The sequence below is a fragment of the Paraburkholderia sp. PREW-6R genome (genome assembly GCF_039621805.1).
Classification (GTDB): domain Bacteria; phylum Pseudomonadota; class Gammaproteobacteria; order Burkholderiales; family Burkholderiaceae; genus Paraburkholderia.
In genome coordinates, this window is record NZ_CP155074.1 from 583,757 (window position 1) to 600,492 (window position 16,736).

Annotated in this window: 13 protein-coding genes; 9 read left to right on the forward strand and 4 right to left on the reverse strand. The window is 62.4% G+C overall.

Going from position 1 to position 16,736, the window contains the following annotated elements:
* The first annotated feature begins 382 nt into the window (after positions 1 to 382).
* The 4 genes from AAGS40_RS17905 to AAGS40_RS17920 all read left to right on the forward strand — a co-directional run bounded on the left by AAGS40_RS17905 (position 383) and on the right by AAGS40_RS17920 (position 4,892).
* A complete protein-coding gene (locus AAGS40_RS17905; RefSeq protein ID WP_345816116.1) occupies positions 383 to 1,603 on the forward strand; it encodes a porin in 1,221 nt (406 codons plus the stop codon).
* A 144-nt stretch (positions 1,604 to 1,747) separates the two neighbouring features.
* Positions 1,748 to 2,296: a carboxymuconolactone decarboxylase family protein gene (locus AAGS40_RS17910; protein ID WP_345816117.1), complete on the forward strand. Its 549-nt coding sequence runs from the start codon at positions 1,748 to 1,750 to the stop codon at positions 2,294 to 2,296.
* A 132-nt stretch (positions 2,297 to 2,428) separates the two neighbouring features.
* Complete coding sequence (locus AAGS40_RS17915; protein ID WP_345816618.1) at positions 2,429 to 3,286, forward strand: helix-turn-helix transcriptional regulator; 858 nt, start codon at positions 2,429 to 2,431, stop codon at positions 3,284 to 3,286.
* A gap of 181 nt (positions 3,287 to 3,467) precedes the next feature.
* Positions 3,468 to 4,892 (forward strand): FAD-binding oxidoreductase, encoded by a 1,425-nt coding sequence (locus tag AAGS40_RS17920; RefSeq protein ID WP_345816118.1) that lies wholly within the window; start codon positions 3,468 to 3,470, stop codon positions 4,890 to 4,892.
* A gap of 4 nt (positions 4,893 to 4,896) precedes the next feature.
* Here the strand turns inward: AAGS40_RS17920 and AAGS40_RS17925 are convergent, their stop codons facing one another.
* The 4 genes from AAGS40_RS17925 to AAGS40_RS17940 all read right to left on the reverse strand — a co-directional run bounded on the left by AAGS40_RS17925 (position 4,897) and on the right by AAGS40_RS17940 (position 10,172).
* Positions 4,897 to 6,099: a porin gene (locus tag AAGS40_RS17925; protein ID WP_345816119.1), complete on the reverse strand. Its 1,203-nt coding sequence runs from the start codon at positions 6,097 to 6,099 to the stop codon at positions 4,897 to 4,899.
* Between the two features lie 118 nt (positions 6,100 to 6,217).
* Positions 6,218 to 7,549 (reverse strand): cytochrome c, encoded by a 1,332-nt coding sequence (locus AAGS40_RS17930; protein ID WP_345816619.1) that lies wholly within the window; start codon positions 7,547 to 7,549, stop codon positions 6,218 to 6,220.
* Positions 7,550 to 7,659: 110 nt separating this feature from the next.
* Complete coding sequence (locus AAGS40_RS17935) at positions 7,660 to 9,438, reverse strand: GMC family oxidoreductase (RefSeq protein ID WP_345816120.1); 1,779 nt, start codon at positions 9,436 to 9,438, stop codon at positions 7,660 to 7,662.
* Complete coding sequence (locus AAGS40_RS17940) at positions 9,438 to 10,172, reverse strand: gluconate 2-dehydrogenase subunit 3 family protein (protein WP_345816121.1); 735 nt, start codon at positions 10,170 to 10,172, stop codon at positions 9,438 to 9,440. The genes AAGS40_RS17935 and AAGS40_RS17940 overlap by 1 nt, the downstream gene beginning before the upstream one ends.
* A gap of 391 nt (positions 10,173 to 10,563) precedes the next feature.
* Here AAGS40_RS17940 and AAGS40_RS17945 point away from each other — a divergent pair, with 391 nt between their 5' ends.
* The 5 genes from AAGS40_RS17945 (at position 10,564) to glcC (ending at position 16,712) form a co-directional block, all read left to right on the forward strand.
* Positions 10,564 to 11,466, forward strand: coding sequence for a LysR family transcriptional regulator (locus AAGS40_RS17945; RefSeq protein WP_345816122.1), 903 nt, complete (start codon positions 10,564 to 10,566; stop codon positions 11,464 to 11,466).
* A gap of 192 nt (positions 11,467 to 11,658) precedes the next feature.
* Positions 11,659 to 13,608: an aconitase family protein gene (locus tag AAGS40_RS17950; protein WP_345816123.1), complete on the forward strand. Its 1,950-nt coding sequence runs from the start codon at positions 11,659 to 11,661 to the stop codon at positions 13,606 to 13,608.
* A 133-nt stretch (positions 13,609 to 13,741) separates the two neighbouring features.
* Positions 13,742 to 15,226, forward strand: coding sequence for an MFS transporter (locus tag AAGS40_RS17955; RefSeq protein ID WP_345816124.1), 1,485 nt, complete (start codon positions 13,742 to 13,744; stop codon positions 15,224 to 15,226).
* 234 nt (positions 15,227 to 15,460) lie between these two features.
* Positions 15,461 to 15,790, forward strand: coding sequence for a hypothetical protein (locus AAGS40_RS17960; protein WP_345816125.1), 330 nt, complete (start codon positions 15,461 to 15,463; stop codon positions 15,788 to 15,790).
* A gap of 154 nt (positions 15,791 to 15,944) precedes the next feature.
* On the forward strand, positions 15,945 to 16,712 hold the full coding sequence (gene glcC / locus AAGS40_RS17965) for a transcriptional regulator GlcC (protein ID WP_345816126.1): 768 nt from the start codon (positions 15,945 to 15,947) through the stop codon (positions 16,710 to 16,712).
* The last annotated feature ends 24 nt before the right edge of the window (positions 16,713 to 16,736 follow it).

Sequence of the window (16,736 nt, forward strand, 5' to 3'; positions counted from 1 at the left end):
AGCCATGCATAGCGTGTTGCACCAAAGCCCGCGCACCGCTTGCGACTTCGTTTACAGGGCATCTGTTCTGTTTATCGGCGAGGACTCGACGCAGGCAAAGAACAGCGTCGTGATGCGGGTCGCGCACTGCGCACGAACGCACGCACGCCGGGACTCCCGGCGATGAGCCCCAATGGACGGCGTTTCAGTGCATGCAAATCTTCAAACGCCTGAACACACCTGACAACGGGTTTTCCCGAACTTTACGCAAGGCCTGCGAAATTTTTATCGTCCCACCCCATGAGGGGCGACGCGGTCCGCGACACGAGGTTCGCGGCAATCAACGAAAGGGCGTGCGCCTGTACAGCGTTTCGGAAAACAAGTGCAAACGGGAGATCTGGCAATGAAAACGAGTATCAGGCGAGTCGACGCTGTGTTGTTCGGCGCGGCGATGGCGGCGTCCCTACCGGCTTTTGCGCAAAGCAGCGTCACGTTGTACGGCATTGTCGATAACGGGCTCTCGTGGACGAACGGGCAAAGCACGCTCGGTTCGAACAGCGGCGGCAAGTCGGCGTGGAAAATGACGCCGGGTGTGTGGGCCGGCAGCCGCTTTGGTCTGAAGGGCGCGGAAGACCTCGGCGGAAACACCAAGGCGATCTTCACGCTCGAGTCCGGCTTTAACTCTACCTCGGGCGCACAGCAATACGCGAATGCGATGTTCGGCCGTCAGGCCTGGGTGGGCTTGACCCATCCGCTCTACGGCACGTTCACGGCAGGTCGGCAATATGCTTCGTATTACCAACTACTTTCGCCCTATAGCCCGACTACATGGATCACCGGCTATTACGGCGCGCATCCCGGCGATATCGACGGGCTCGACACGATTTACCGCGCAAATAACACGCTGGAATATACGTCGCCGAAACTGTACGGGCTGACGGTGAGCGGTTCGTATTCGCCTGGAGGCGTGGCGGGCAGCGTGAACCGCGGCTCGACCTGGTCCACGGCGGCGCAGTATGCAATGGGACCGGTCGGTCTGGCAGTCGGCTTTTCGCGCATCAACAATTCGACGCTCGGCGGCGGCACATTCGGCGCGGATTCGACCACATCGAACAACGGCGCGCAGATCGGCGTGTCCGCGTTGACGAACGGTTATCAGACCGCGCAAGCGCAGCAGCGCTTCGCGGTGGGCGGCGGCTACACGTTCAGCAATGCGTGGGACGTTACCGCGACGTACTCAAACGTGCAGTACATCCCGGGCGTCGGATCGAAATTCCACGACGAGGCGATCTTCAACACGGGCGGCCTCGTGCTGCACTGGAAGCCGGCCGTGGCGTTGGATGTCGCCGCGGGCTACAGCTATACGCGCGCGACGCGCGCCAACGGTATCGCCGACAACGCGCAGTATCACCAGTTCAACCTCTCGCAGTACTACTCGCTGTCCAAGCGAACGGGTCTGTATGCACTGGAGGCGTACCAGAAGGCGAAGGGCAAGACGCTTGGGACCAGCGGTGCCGGACAGATCATCAACGCGACGGCCACCCTTGGCGACGGCTATAACGGCTCGCCGTCGTCATCGGGGAGTCAGATGGCGGTGGGAGTGGGGATCATTCACCGGTTCTGAGTCCACGGCGCGTTGTGCCGTGGAGCCGGGCCTTGAGCCCGGCTCTTTATTACATGCGAGGTAATTGGCACGCAGCACCCGCGTCCCTAATCTTCGGTGGTCGCGCGGCTCATCCCGATCCGCGCTCACCATCGAGGACCCATCATGTCGACGTTTCCCATTCACACGATCGAATCCGCGCCCGCGCAGTCGAAGCCGGTCCTGCGGCACATTGAACAGACCTTCGGCTTCGTTCCGAATATTGCCGGCGCGATGGCGTCGTCGCCGGTATTGATCGACGCCTTTTTCAACCTGTTTCAGAAGGTCCATTCAGGCACGTTCTCGGAAGCGCAGATCCAGACTCTGCTGCTCACCAATGCGGTCACTAACGCCTGCACGTGGGCGGTTGCATTCCACACGGCGCTCGCGCTGAACCAGGGTCTCACCGCCGCCGACGTCGAAGCCATCCGTTCAGGCCGGGTGCCCACCGACCCGCAGCACGCAGCGCTCTCAACACTCACCAGAAGCGCAATAAAAAAGCGCGGTCATCTCGACGAGTCCGAGATCACGGCATTTATCGAAGCAGGCTTTCGCCGTGATCAGGTGCTCGAACTCCTCGCTGTCGCGGCAGCGTCGACTATCACGAACTACGTGGGCAGCATTGCACAGCCTGCGCTCGAAACCCAGTTCGAGGTGTACGCGTGGAAGGCTTGAGCAGTGGTTGAGGGCAGGTCAACGCCGGCAAGCAAATGTTGACCCGTAGCCGGCCCGGCTCGCGCCATGACACAAAAACGCGAAGCGGGCCGGCCGTACAATCTGTCCATTCTCAGGCACGGACCCCTCGCGATGAACGCCATCAATCCCGTCAAGATAGCCAGGAAGACACAGCCGAACGAACTCGGTCCGCTGCTGCGCCACTGGCGCGACTTGCGTGGCATCAGCCAGTTGGACCTGTCTTTCAACGCAGGCGTTTCGCAGCGGCACATCAGCTTCATAGAAAGTGGACGCAGCGTGCCAAGCCGCCAGATGCTGATCGACCTGGCGCAGACACTCGACATTCCGCTGCGTGAACGCAACACGCTGTTGCTGGCTGCCGGCTACGCGCCCATTTACTCCGACGTTGCATGGAATGCCGACGAGATGAAAAGCGTGACCCAGGCACTTGGCCGCATGCTCCGCCAGCACGAGCCATTTCCGGCGCTCGTCATGGATCGCTACTGGAACGTGCTGATGACCAATGATGCGGCGCCGCGCTTTTTCAACTGCTTTATCGACATGGCGGCGCGCAAGGGGCCTCGCAACATGCTGCATCTGATGTTCGACCCCGCCGGCATGCGTCCCTTCGTCGCCGACTGGCAAACGGTCGCGGACAGTCTGATCCAGCGCGTGTACCGGGAGTCGGTGGGTCGCGTGATCAACGACGCGACACGCGAACTGCTTGCCGCGCTACGTGCTTACCCTGACGTACGAACGGAGTTTCAGCCGGGCGGCGTACCCGCGCCAGATGCCGCTTCGGCCGCCATGCCCGTGATACCGGTTGGCTTCATCAAGGATGCCCAGGTGCTGCGCTACTTCTCGATGGTCACGAGCGTCGGCACGCCGCAGACCATTGCTGCTCAGGAATTGCGCATCGAGTGCATGTTCCCGGCCGACGATGAAACCGAGGCGCGCCATCTCGACATGCTCGCGGCGCTGTCCGGCTAGCGAATAACTTATGGTTATGTGCATCCGATAAAACGTTAATTGCCTGCCATCCAGTGATGCGTAATGATGCTACCCAGGAGACAGCCGCCCTCAGCGCTTAGCGGGGTGGTCAGCCGATTCGCAAAGAGCGGCGTCAGGAAAAAATGGGCAGCGTCACACAAAAACATGGCGGATACTTGAGATGACGGACTTGCAGCACTCACTTATCGCCCAGTTGGGCGACTCATGCGTGTCGATCGACGCGGGTAATCTGGAAGCGCACGCAGGCGACTGGAGCGACGCGCCGCGTCACCGGCCGTCTATTCTGCTGACCCCGCGCACGCCGGCCGATGTCGCGCATGCACTGGGGGTGCTGACCAAATTGCGGCAGAAGGTGGTGGTGCAGGGCGGCCTTACGGGGCTGGCGGGCGGCGCGACGCCGCAGCCCGGCGAAGTGGCGATGTCGCTCGCGAAGCTCAATGCGATCGAGGATTTCGATCGCATCGGCGGCACGATCACGGTTCAGGCCGGTCTCGCACTCGAACAATTGCAGCAGCATGTCGAGGCCGAAGGCTGGTTTTTTCCGCTCGACCTCGGCGCGCGCGGTTCGTGCCAGATCGGTGGCAACGCGGCGACCAACGCGGGCGGCAATCGCGTGGTGCGCTTCGGCGTGATGCGCGATCTGATTCTCGGCATGGAAGTGGCCCTCGCCGACGGCACCGTGCTCACCATGATGAACAAGGTCACCAAGAACACCACCGGTATCGATCTGAAGCAGTTGTTCATCGGCTCCGAGGGGATTCTCGGCGTGATCACCCGGCTCGTGCTGAAACTCGAGCCGAAGCCCACCGTGTCCAATACGGCGCTGTGCGCGCTGGGTTCGTTCGAAGCGGCCACGCGCCTGTTGAAAGAATTGCGACGCCGTTTGCCGGCGCTCTCCTCTTTCGAATTGATGTGGGACGACTTCATGAGCGCGGCAATGCGGACAGGCGGCCTCAAGGCGCCGTTTGCGACGCGCTCGCCTGTGTACGTGCTGGTCGAAACGCTCGGCGCGTCCGAGGAAAGCGAGCGGCGCGCACTCGAAGAAGTACTGGCATTCGCGCTGGAAAACGACATTGTCGACGACGTGATCGTCGCCCAGTCGATAGAACATGCGCGGCAGCTTTGGGCGTACCGCGAAACGGTTGGTGAACTGCTGAGCCACCTCAAACCGCACGCCGCGTTCGACGTGGGTTTGCCGATGATCGAAACGGATCGTTTCGTCACCGCCATGAAAGAGATTTTGTCCGCCCGCTTTCCTCAGCAGACGCATCTGTTCTTCGGCCATCTCGGCGACGGCAATCTGCATCTGCTATCGGGACCGTATGCCGATGCGGCGGCAATGCACGAGGTCGAGCGGATCGTCTATGAAGGCGTGCAGGCGGCCGGCGGTTGCATCTCGGCCGAACACGGCATCGGCGTCGTGAAGCAGGAATTCCTGCATCTGAGCCGCTCGTCCGCGGAAACCGAACTGATGCGCAAGCTGAAAGGGCTGCTCGATCCATGCGGTATCCTGAACGATTCGCGGGTCATTCGCGAGCAGGGCTTGCATGACAGCGGCGCCGGATCGGCTTCGGCGCCGCATTGAGCCGTCAGAAGCGGTGGCGTACGCCAATGCTGACGATCGCCTGCGACTGCGCCGCCGACGAATGGCCGTTGCCTTTGTCGCTCACCGACGCGGTGGCGGCGACGGGATTACCGAGCGCATCCAGCGTACCGCCCGACGCGTGTTGATAGCCGCCCATCAGATAAACGGATGAACGTTTCGACAGGCTGTACTGCGCGCCCAGCGTGACGTTGTGATACTGCGCGCGGTCGTCCACGCCGGTTACTTCGCCGCCGCGCGTGTAGCTGTAGCCTGCGAACAGTTGAAGGGCCGGGCGCAGCGTCCACTGGCCGAACACGCCGGCAATATTGAATGCGGCATGGCCCGTGAACAGCGAGTCCGCGCCCGAACGGTATTGCACATTGCTATAGTTCACGCCGACGATTGCCGGCCCGAGATCATACGTGGCGCCTGCCGCGATGATCTGTTGCGATTGGGCGCTTGCGTAGCCTTGGTTGATCGACGAGTTGAAAAAGCCGTCGTCCGTGCCGCTCCATTTGCCGACGCTGCTGTCTTTCGGGCCGCTCTTGCTATTGTCGGAGCGTTCATAGCCCACGCCGACGTGTAATGGACCGCGGCCATAGCCGGCGCCCACGCTCCACGTATTCCGCTGCTTCAGGCTTCCGGGCTGGCCGCCGAACCCATACAGCGCGCCGAAGGTGAAACCCGAGTAGGTCGCGCTCGTGTACTTGATTGAATTGTTCACGCGCGCGGTCTGGTCGAGGTCGTCGATGTCGCCCGGATGCGCGCCGAAGCCGCCCACCAGCGCCACCGGCGCGACCGGCGCGACGAAGTCGTTGAGCGACGTGTACTGGCGGCCCATCGTCAACGTCCCGTATTGGGTGCTGCCGATCCCCATATAAGCCTGCCGGCCGAACAGGCCACCGTTCTGGCCGGGCTTGCCGTTCGTGATGTCGAAGCCGTCTTCCAGCTGGAACAGTGCATTCCAGCCGCCGCCCAGATCTTCCCGCCCCTTGATGCCCCAGCGGCTGCCCGACAGATTGCCGCTGCTCAGCGCGATGTTGGAGTGTCCGCTTTGTCCGTTGTCATGACCGGCGGCGCCGGTGCGCTCATTGCTGCGGTACGTGACGCCCGCGTCCACGATGCCGTACAGCGTGACAGAACTCTGCGCGGACGCGATGCCCGTGACCGACAACAAGAGGGGTGCAGCTAACCAATGCTTTTTCATCTTTAGTAGTAGTGTGGTTGATACGTCTTGCTCAGGTCGCCTTAATGGCGATCTCTCTTTTTTCCGCGCGCACGCAGGCTGCTCCCAAACGACGGAGCAGCCTGCGCGAAACGAGGGACTAGTGGTTCAGCGAAGCGCCAGGCGGCATTTCCGGCGCCCGCACGACGACCGTCTTGCGCACTTTGGCGACCTCGTCCGCGCTGATGGAAGGGGCCTGATTGCCCCAGCTATTGCGCAGGAAGTTGGTCACGTCGGCGACTTGCTGATCGTTCAGACGCCAGCCGAAGGCCGGCATCGTAAACGAAGAAGGCGCGGTCCTGGTGCTTTCGAGTGCGCTGCCGGTGAGCACCACATGGATCAGCGAAGTCGCGTCGTGGCCTTGCACGACCGGATTGCCACCCAATGCCGGAAACGCACGGTTGTACCCGCGCCCGTCGCTGCGGTGGCAGGCCATGCAGTTGTCGCGATAGACGCCCGCGCCCGGCGCTGAGGCGTCGCCGGTGCGCAATGCGTGCGCCGTCGTATCGTCGTACACGTACGCCTTTTCCTGCGCGTCGGTGGAAGGCAATGTCTTCAGATAACGGGCGATGGCCGTGAGGTCGGCGTCGCTCATGTGCTGCATGCTGTGCTGCACGACATCCGTCATGCCGCCGAATGCCGCACTATGCTGTGTACGGCCGGTCTTCAGGAACTGCACGATGTCGGTCTCGCTCCAGCTGCCGAGGCCGGTGCGCGGATTGCCGCGCAGGCTCGTTGGAATCCAGCCGTCGATCGTTGCGCCGCCCGCCAGAAACGCGGTGCCGTCGAGATCGCTCAACGCGCGTTCCTGCATGGTTGCCGCACGCGGCGTGTGGCATGCGCCGCAATGCCCGAGACCTTGCACGAGGTACGCGCCACGTGCGACGACCGGGTCGGCGTAATGCCGCGCGTCGAACGCAGCAGGCGTGGGGGCGAACGCGTGACGCCAGATGCCGAGCGGCCAGCGCATCGAAAGCGGCCAGACGATGTCGACCGCCTTGTTCGGCTGCTTTACCGGCGCGACGCCCTGCGTGAAGTATGCATACAGCGCGTGCATGTCGTCTTCACTCAAGCGCGCATACGACGGATAAGGCATTGCCGGATACAACGTGTCGCCATTCGGCCTGACGCCCGCTCGCACTGCACGGTCGAACTGCTCGAAGGTCCACGATCCGATGCCGGTGTCGTGGTCCGGTGTGATGTTGGTCGAGTAGATCGCGCCGATCGGCGTGTCGAATTTCAGGCCACCCGCAAAAGGTTTGCCGGACTTCGCCGTATGACATGCAATGCAATCGCCGGCCCGCGCGAGGTATTCGCCATGCGCGATCAGCGCCGTGCCGGATGCGCCTGCCTGGGCGGGTGCAGCGATGACTGCCGATGCGGTGGCCGCTGGGGTGTCCGCCGCTGTGCCCGCACGCGCGCAGAGCGGCATGGTCAGCGCAGCCAGAGCGGCCAATGCGGCCAGCGCAGGCGCCGCCGCGCACGACAACGCGGTGCCTACGCGTTTGACGGCACGCAGCGGCTGTTTAATGTTGTTCTTCTTCATACGCTCACCAGCGGCCCGGGGTTCTTCAGATATTGCGTGCGGATTGCCCGCGCCGACCAGTAGGCAAGCGCCGCCACGAGGCCGGTCGGGTTATAGCCGATGCCCTGTGGAAACGCCGACGCGCCCATCACGAATACGTTGTGCACATCCCAGCTTTGCAGATAGCGGTTCAGCACGCTGGTCTTCGGGTCGGTGCCCATGATCGCGCCGCCCACCAGATGCGTGGTCTGATAGCGGCGCGAATCGAAGTGCGCGCCGAATTCCCGCGTGTACACATTGATTGCCTTTGGACCCATCTGTTGCGCGATCTTGTGCATCTGACCGGTCACATAGCGCGCCATCCTGATGTCGTTGTCCTTCCAGTCGAACGTCATGCGCAGCAGCGGCTGGCCGTATGAATCGCGATAAGTCGGATCGAGGTCGAGGAACACGTCGCGGTACGACATGTTCGAGCCGTGCGCGTCCATTGAGATGGTGTGGGCGTAATGGTCCTTCACCGACTTCTTCCACTGTGCGCCCCAGTTCGGCGTGCCGGCCGGCGTCGCAATGCCGCTGATCGGTTTGGTGCCGGCCTGGTTCACCCACAACGGCGAGCCGCCGACAAAACCTGCTGGTCCGTGATCGAAATTGTCGGCATTGAAGTCGTCCACTGCGACGCCATTGCCGCCCGCGCCGATGAATGGATTCGTGAACGTGTCCTTGTCGAAGAACGCGGTGATGGTCGAGAGATTCTGATAAGCGAAATTGCGGCCGACCACCCCTTCGCCCGACACCGGGTCGTATGGTTTGCCGATGCCCGACAGCAGAAGCAGATGCACGTTGTGATACTGGAACGCCGCGACGATCACGAGATCGGCGGGCTGGAACACTTCATTGCCGGCCGGATCGACATACGTGACCCCTTTGGCGCGTTTTTTGGTGTCGTCGAGTTCGACGCGCAGCACGTGGCAGCGAGAGCGGAGTTCGAAGTTCGGCAGTGGCTTTAGCGCAGGCAGAATGTTGAGATTCGGCGACGCCTTCGAATACATGTAGCACGCGTAGCCGCTGCAGAATCCGCAGAAATTGCACGGGCCCATCTGCACGCCGTACGGATTCGTGTACGGGCCCGATGTATTTGCCGAAGGCAAACGGTAGGGGTGCAAGCCGAGTTCGCGCGCGGCCTTGCCGAACCGCTCGGCTGAATACGTGTTCATCTGCGCGGCAAGCGGGAAGTTATTGCTGCGCGGCGCTTCGAAAACGTTGCCGTCGCCCACCACCTTACCGTTGACCTTGTATGCCTGCCCCGAGGTGCCGAACACCTTCTCGGCGAAGTCGAAGTGCGGTTCGAGTTCTTCGTAGCTGACGCCGTAGTCCTGAATCGTCATGCCTTGCGGAATGAAGTTCTTGCCGTAGCGCTCTTCGTAGTGGCTCTTCAGGCGCAACTCTTCCGGTGTGATCCGGAAGTGCACGCCCGACCAGTGCAGGCCCGCGCCACCCACCCCTTCGCCCGGCAGGAACGCCGCAAGTTGCCGGTAGGGCAGCGCGGTCTCGCCGACGTTATGACGAATCGACACAGTGGTCTTCGAAAGATCGAGAAACAGCTTCTTGCGCACGCTGTAGGTGAGTTCGTCGATCGTGTTCGGATAGGCGCCGTCCGGATACGTGTCGCGATATTCGCCGCGTTCGAGCGCAACCACGTTCAGGCCCGCTTCGGTGAGTTCCTTCGCGAGAATCGCGCCGGTCCAGCCGAAGCCGACGATCACCGCGTCGACGTGCGGTTTGGTTTGGGTAGACATTAACTGCGCGTTCCTTCGATCGACACGGGGCCATACGGGTAAGCCGCGCCGTTCTGATTGACGAAATCCATGAAATCGGCGCGCGCGCCGGGAAAGCCGATCATCTTCCAGCCGCCCAGATCGCGATTGCCGCCGTGGATCGGATCGCAGAAATAGCCCTCACGCGTGTTTTGCAGCAACTGGCCGAAGAAGGTCGCGGCGGGCACGTCGGCGAGGTCGATCTTGCCTGCCTCCAATGCGCCGAGCACGGTGTCGCGGGTGGGGGCGTCGAGCGCGTCGAACGCATGCCCGTACGTCTTCGTGCAATACGCGTTGACTGCGGCAATGCCGAGCCGGTACAGGTCGCGCGGCACGAGCTTTAATTGATAGCCGAGTTCAGGTGCGCCTTGCACAAAGGGTCCCTGCATGTACCAGAGCGCGCCGTGCGCATACGGTGTATCCATTTGGCGATCGATGAATTCGGGCACGCCTGCTTCGACGGCGCCCGGACCTTCGGCGTCGGCGGGAATCAGCCGGTCGACGGCAGCGTGGACGAACGCCCATTCCTTCGCATCGAAAAAACGCGGCTTGTAATCGGCTGCCGATGCGCGTGGCGCTACCGCCGCGTTCGGCTGCGAGCCGGTCACGTCTGCGTTCGGCTGCCGGGCTTCACAGCCTGCAAGCGTGCCGGCCGGGACCAGCGCGATCGCCGTGCGCAGAAATCCGCGACGGGAGTTCAGTGGAGAGGAGGGCATGTTGATTCTTTCACCAGAGGAAGGCGCTTCGGGCCTTGGTCAGTCGTCGGAGATCCGGCGACATTGTAGATGGAACCGGTTCCAGCGTCTTTCTGTGATTTTACAATAGGCTATTTCTTAGCCCGAAGAAATCTACTTTTCCGGGTTCAAAAAGTTGGGTGGATGAGAAGTTTTGCGGTGAGCCACGGGGCGGCTAGCAAAGTAAGGCGGCGCACCCGCGGACGACATAAAAAGGCGGCGTACTTGGCGCAGTAGCGGCTTGCCGTTCTTCTTCCAGCGCTGACGTGCAGGCAGACCCGCTTGTTACCCGACGCACTGAAGTAGGTCCGCCATGCCTTTGGCGATTCTTCGAACACACGTCACAATCGAGACTCCATCAAGAAACGCCGCCATGGAAAACCTCCTCAGAAAACTCGACCTGACGTCGCTGCGCCTGTTCGTGGCCGTTTGCCAGGAGCGGAACATCGCGCGTGCGGCGGAGCGTGAGTTCATTGCGTCGTCGGCGGTCAGCCGAAGGATCGCGGAGATCGAGGCGGTGATCGGTCTGCCGGTGATCCAGCGCCAGTCGCGCGGCATTGCGGTGACGTCGGTCGGCGAGACCGTGCTGCACTACGCGCTCGCGATCATCGGCAACATCGAGCAGATGAGCGCAGCGTTGTCGCGGCTCTCGTCGGGCGCGAAGGGGCGCGTGCGGGTGGTGGCGAACCTGTCGTCGATCGTGCAGTTCTTGCCGGAAGACGTGGCGGCGTTCGGGCGCGCGTGTCCCGAGGTGTCGATCGAGCTCGAAGAGGAAAACAGTGCCGAAGTGTTGCGGATCATCGGCGAGCACGGTGCGGATTTCGGCATCTGCAACGCGGTGGCGGGCAGCGAGTCTTTTGAACAGGTGCCTTATCGGCAAGACCGGCTCGCGGTGCTGGTGCCGGGCAGCCATCGGCTTGCAAATGCCGCACGCGCGGCGTTCAGCGATCTGCTCGGCGACAGCTTCGTCGGCTTGCGCAGCGAAAGCGCGCTCACGCAGTTGCTCGTGCAGCAGGCGGGCAGTGCCGGCCGTCAACTCGACGTGAAGATTCGCGTGAGCAGTCTCGACGCGCTATGCCGGATGGTCCATGCGGGTCTCGGTATCGCAGTCGTGCCGGAGCAGGTCGGCCTGCTCTACATCAATACGCTCGACGTGCGTCTGCTTTCGCTAAGCGACGCGTGGGCGGTGCGACGCCTCATCATGATCTTTCAGTCACGCGAGCAATTGAGCGCCAGCGCGGCCGCGCTGGTCGCCTTTCTCGGCGGCAAGCCGTAGCGGGCAGCGTGGCGTCTGCCGCGCGACGCATCCGTGGGATCGGCAGGCGAGCGGTGGTCGCGCGAAAGCGCAGGTTGCATGCAGGATGCAGCGCCGCCAGGGAGCACTCGCGAAACGAGACGTCTGCGTTGCCGGACCGGCACTTCGGCATTGTTCCCGCGCGCTTTATAGTAGGCGCAAGGAGAACGCACAATGAGCGATACGATTCGACTGCACGGTCGCGTGCTGTATCTGTCCCAGAATCCCGCGGTGATGGACGCGCAACTTGCGGGCGACAACTTCACGCTGGCCACGGCGGGTCCGCTGCGCGATGACGTGTCGACGGACGAGATCACGCCAGTCACCGTCATGCTGACTTACGACGAGCGCCTCGGCCAGTTTCCGTATGTCGGCTTCAAGGCGGGCGAGCGCTTGCCGGTCGGCCGTCATGCGGTGAAAGACGGCGGCTTTCAGGTCACGGTGGCAGGCAGGCGGTACGGCAAGGGGTCGTCGCGCGAATCGAGTCCGCTTGCTGAACTGTCGGCGGGTATCCGGCTGATCGTCGCGGAGAGTTTCGAGCGCATCTATCAGCAGAACTGCGACAACATTGGCATTCTCACCACCACCAATTTTTCCGTGCTCGATCGGCTGATCGCCGGCGAGTCCGTGCCCATCGACGAGTTTCTCGAAGGCCGCGACGCGCTCACGCAGCAGATCATTCGCAGCGGCGGCCTGCTCGCGTACAGCAAATTCGCCGACTGGCCCGCGCCGCGCACGCGAACCACGAGCAGCGCTCAAGGCGCTGCGCCGCCAAAGACGCTCGTCGAAAAGATCATCGAACGGCATCTGCATCCGGGCATGGATAGCGCGCAACGCGGCGACGGCGTGTTCATTGCGGCCGACTGGCGCTTCAGTCACGACTACTTCACGGGCATGTGCGCTCATCTGATGCACCGGGCGTTCGGCAAGCCGGCGCCGCTGCATGCGCCGGATCACATCATTGCGTTTCAGGATCATCTGGTGCTCGCCGCGCAGAGCATCCCGCACGTGCGCGATGGTTTGCTGCCGGGTGTCGCCAACCTGATGGAAGGGCACACGTCGTTCGCGCGCGACTATCCCGTGCGCTCGCACGGAGCGCTCGACAACCTGCCGGGTTCGGAAGGCATCTGTCATGCGTTGATGGCCGAGCAATACGCGTTGCCGGGACAGGTGGCGTGCGGTACCGATTCGCACACGCCGCATTCCGGCGCGCTCGGCTGCCTGGCGTTCGGTGCGGGCGCAACGGAAATCGCCAATAGCTGGGTTACGGGTTACGTACGCTGCAAAGTGCCGGAAACACTGCGGATCGAAATCGACGGCACGTTGCGCGACGGCGTCACCGCCAAAGACGTCGTGTTGCACCTGCTGCATCTCGACGCGATCCGCTCGGGCGGCGCGATCGGACTCGTATTCGAATACGGCGGCGAAGCGGTGCGGGCAATGTCGATCGACGAGCGCGCCACGTTGACCAACATGGTGGCGGAACTGGGTGGCTTCACCGGCATCGTCGAACCGGACGAACGCACTGTGGCGTTTCTGAAGGAGCGGCGCGGCGTCGATTTCACGCTGCAAAGCTGGATGAAAAGCGATGTCGGCGCGACGTATCGCGACACGATCCGAATCGACGCAAGCGCCATCGAGCCAATGCTCGCGCGACCCGGCGACCCCGGCAATGGCATGCCCGCGCCGCGGCTGGAACAGGACGTGGCGATCGACATTGCGTACGGCGGATCGTGCACGGCCGGCAAGCGCGAAGACTTCGATTTCTATCATGAGGTGCTGCATTGGGGCGTCGAGCATGGTCTGCGCGTGCCGGACCGCACACGGCTCTTCCTGCAATTCGGCACGATGGCCGTGCGCGCCTATTGCGAGCAACAAGGCTATTTACCCGTGTTCGAACGCGCGGGCGTGACGCTCGTCATGCCCGGATGCGGGTCGTGCGCGAATTGCGGGCCAGGGCAGTCGGCTGATGCGAGCGACGTGACGATCAGCGCAATCAACCGCAATTTCCCGGGGCGTTCGGGTCCGGGCGATGTGTGGCTGGCAAGTCCCTATACGGTAGCGGCGAGCGCGCTAGCTGGAAAAATAACGACCTTCGAGCAATTAAAGCGCGCGCACGGCTAGAATGCTGGCCGGAGCGTATGGCCCGGCATCCCGACGCGTGTGACCTTCGACGTGCGACTTGCGGCGCGCGGCGGGAGCGAAGAGGCCGGCACGAGACTGGCTCGAGCGATCAAGCTGCATGGAGACACGACACATGGCATTTCCCGATCAAGGCGGCCGCGTTGCGCAACGCGGCGGCGCGGTGCATTCAGCGGCGGCAGAGACAGGCATTGGTGCACCGTCTGCAACCAGGGCCAACACAATATCGCTCGACGCCGGCAGCATTTCCGCGCGTCTGGACCGGCTGCCCGCGACACGCGCGGTGTGGAAACTGGTCGCGCTGTTAAGCCTGGGTTTCTTTTTCGAACTTTACGATCTGCTGTATTCGGGTTATGTCGCGCCCGGGCTCGTGAAGAGCGGACTGCTCACCGCAACGACGCATGGCCTCTTCGGCACGACCGGCATCGCCAGTTTTATCGCCGCACTGTTCGCCGGCTTGTTTATCGGCACGCTCGCATGCGGATTTCTCGCCGATAAGTTCGGGCGCCGCGCGGTCTTCACCTATTCGTTGCTGTGGTACGTGGCCGCCAACCTGATCATGGCCTTTCAGCAGTCGGCAACGGCCTTGAATTTCTGGCGCTTCGTTGCGGGAGTCGGCATCGGTGTCGAACTGGTCACGATCGGCACTTACATTTCCGAACTGGTGCCCAAGCAGATTCGCGGGCGCGCCTTTGCATGCGAACAGGCGGTGGGCTTTACCGCCGTACCCGTGGTCGCGTTTCTGTCCTATCTGCTGGTGCCGCGCACGCCGTTCGGAATCGACGGCTGGCGCTGGGTCGTCGTGATCGGTGCGCACGGGGCCGTGTTTGTCTGGTGGATCCGGCGCGCATTGCCGGAAAGTCCGCGCTGGCTTGCGCAGCAAGGGCGTCTCGATGAAGCCGACCAGGTGATGAGCGCGCTGGAGGCGAAGGTGCGCAGCGAATACGGCCGCGAGTTGCCGCCGCCCGCACCGCCAGTGCCGGTTGCGCCGCGGGGCAGCTTCCGCGATATGTGGGTGCCGCCCTATCGCAGCCGCACGCTGATGATGAGTATCTTCAACGTGTTTCAGACGGTCGGCTTCTATGGCTTTGCCAACTGGGTGCCCACGCTGTTGATCAAGCAGGGCATCACGATCACCACGAGTCTGATGTACTCGAGTGTGATCGCGCTCGCCGCGCCGCTTGGACCGGTGATCGGCCTTTTTATCGGCGACCGCTTCGAGCGCAAGACAGTCATCGTCGTGATGGCAGGTGTGAATATCGTGTGCGGCCTCTGGTTCAGCAAAGCATCGGGCGCAGTGTTGCTGGTGACATTGGGCGTGTGTCTGACGCTCGCAGGCAACATCATTTCGTACAGCTTTCATGCATACCAGGCAGAGCTTTTTCCGACCAGTATCCGTGCGCGTGCGGTGGGCTTTGTCTATTCATGGAGCCGTTTCTCGGCCATTTTCACGGCTTTCTTGATCGCGGAAGTCTTGAAGCAATTCGGCACGGTGGGCGTATTTATTTTTATTGCCGGCGCAATGCTCATTGTCATGGCGGCGATTGGATTGATGGGGCCGCGTACAAACGGACTTGAGCTGGAAAAGATTTCAAAGTAACAAATCTCGGATTGTCTTGCCGCTGTGCGCCACAGCAAGCACTGAATTGGCCGTCATGTCCAGCGTGTGTAAGTGTTTCGCTAAATGACATTAAGGGGGACGGAAACGGTTCGCTGCAGCGCACAAAGCCACCTTGGTCAGCGACGCGCGGCGGCACGCCGGTTGCTCAAATCCTTGTCAAGCAGGCGAAGACCGTCTGTGTCTATCTTTCAGTTCGATAAGGAGGGACAGGTCATGAGCAAGGCAACCAGCACATTAATCGCGGCCCTCGCCGCACTCGCACTCTCTGGCGGCGCCTACGCGCAATCGGCCGGAGGTTCGAGCGGAAGTGGCTCGCAGGGCAGCACGGCTGGCCCGGCTAATCAGGCAAACCAGGGGAACAGTGGCACGGCTGGCTACGGTAATCCAACCAACACCAACTCCGACAGCGGCATGAGCAACATGGCGCCGAATTCAGGCTTGCCTAGCAACACGACCGGTACGTCGACCACCAACAGTGCACCCAAGAGTAACAACACGCTGGCAAGGCCGAGTGTCGTGTCGCCGGCAGCGACGGGTCAGTAAGTCTCGTTCACTTGTCGCGTGATGGGCCGCTGCTCTGACGGGCAGCGGCCTTTTTGATTTTCAAAGCCTGCGGGCCACGCTGCACTGTGCACCACATTACGCTAGCATCGTCAGCGGCGATATGGTGAAAGTGGTCGGACCAGCGAGGCAATGCATGCAGAAAGACAATCCGGACAAGGCGTTAAAAGTCGCCGACGTAGTGGCTGAGCGCGTCGAGAGCCTGATTGTCGACGGCGTGCTGAAGCCGGGCCAGGCACTGCCGTCCGAGCGTCGTCTGATGGTCAAGCTGGGCGTGTCGCGATCGGCGTTGCGGGAAGGGCTGAAGGTGCTGCGCGCACGGGGGATCATCGACACCGAACATGGGCGTGGATCGTTCGTCGCCGCGCTGACCACGCAACCGGCGCTCACGCCGATGATGCATCTCCTCGGCTCTCAGCCAAGAACCCTGTACGACATTTTCGAAGTGCGTGAACTGCTCGAAGCCGAATCGGCGCGTCTCGCCGCGCTGCGCGGCACGCAGGCGGATTACGCACTGATTACTCGCCGCTACGAGCAGATGGTCGCAGCCGACCAGAGCGACATGGACACCTCGGAACGCGCGCGGCTCGACCACGCTTTCCATCTCGCCATCTGTGAAGCGTCGCATAACCCTGTGCTCGTGCACACACTCAGTTCGCTGACCGATCTGCTGCTGAGTTCGGTGTTCGCATCCGTCAACAATCTGTACCACCGCGAAACGGAAAAGCGTGTGATCGACAGGCAGCACGCCCGGCTTTACAAGGCCGTGACCGGCAGGCAACCGGAGCAGGCGAAGAAGGCGGCGAGCGTGCACATCGCGTCGGCTACGGCCTGTCTGCGGGAAATCGAGGCGGAGGAGCAGCGTCTGGTCCGTGCGACGCTGCGGCTGAACGGCTGGGACTGACGCACGCCAACCCGCTGACATGCG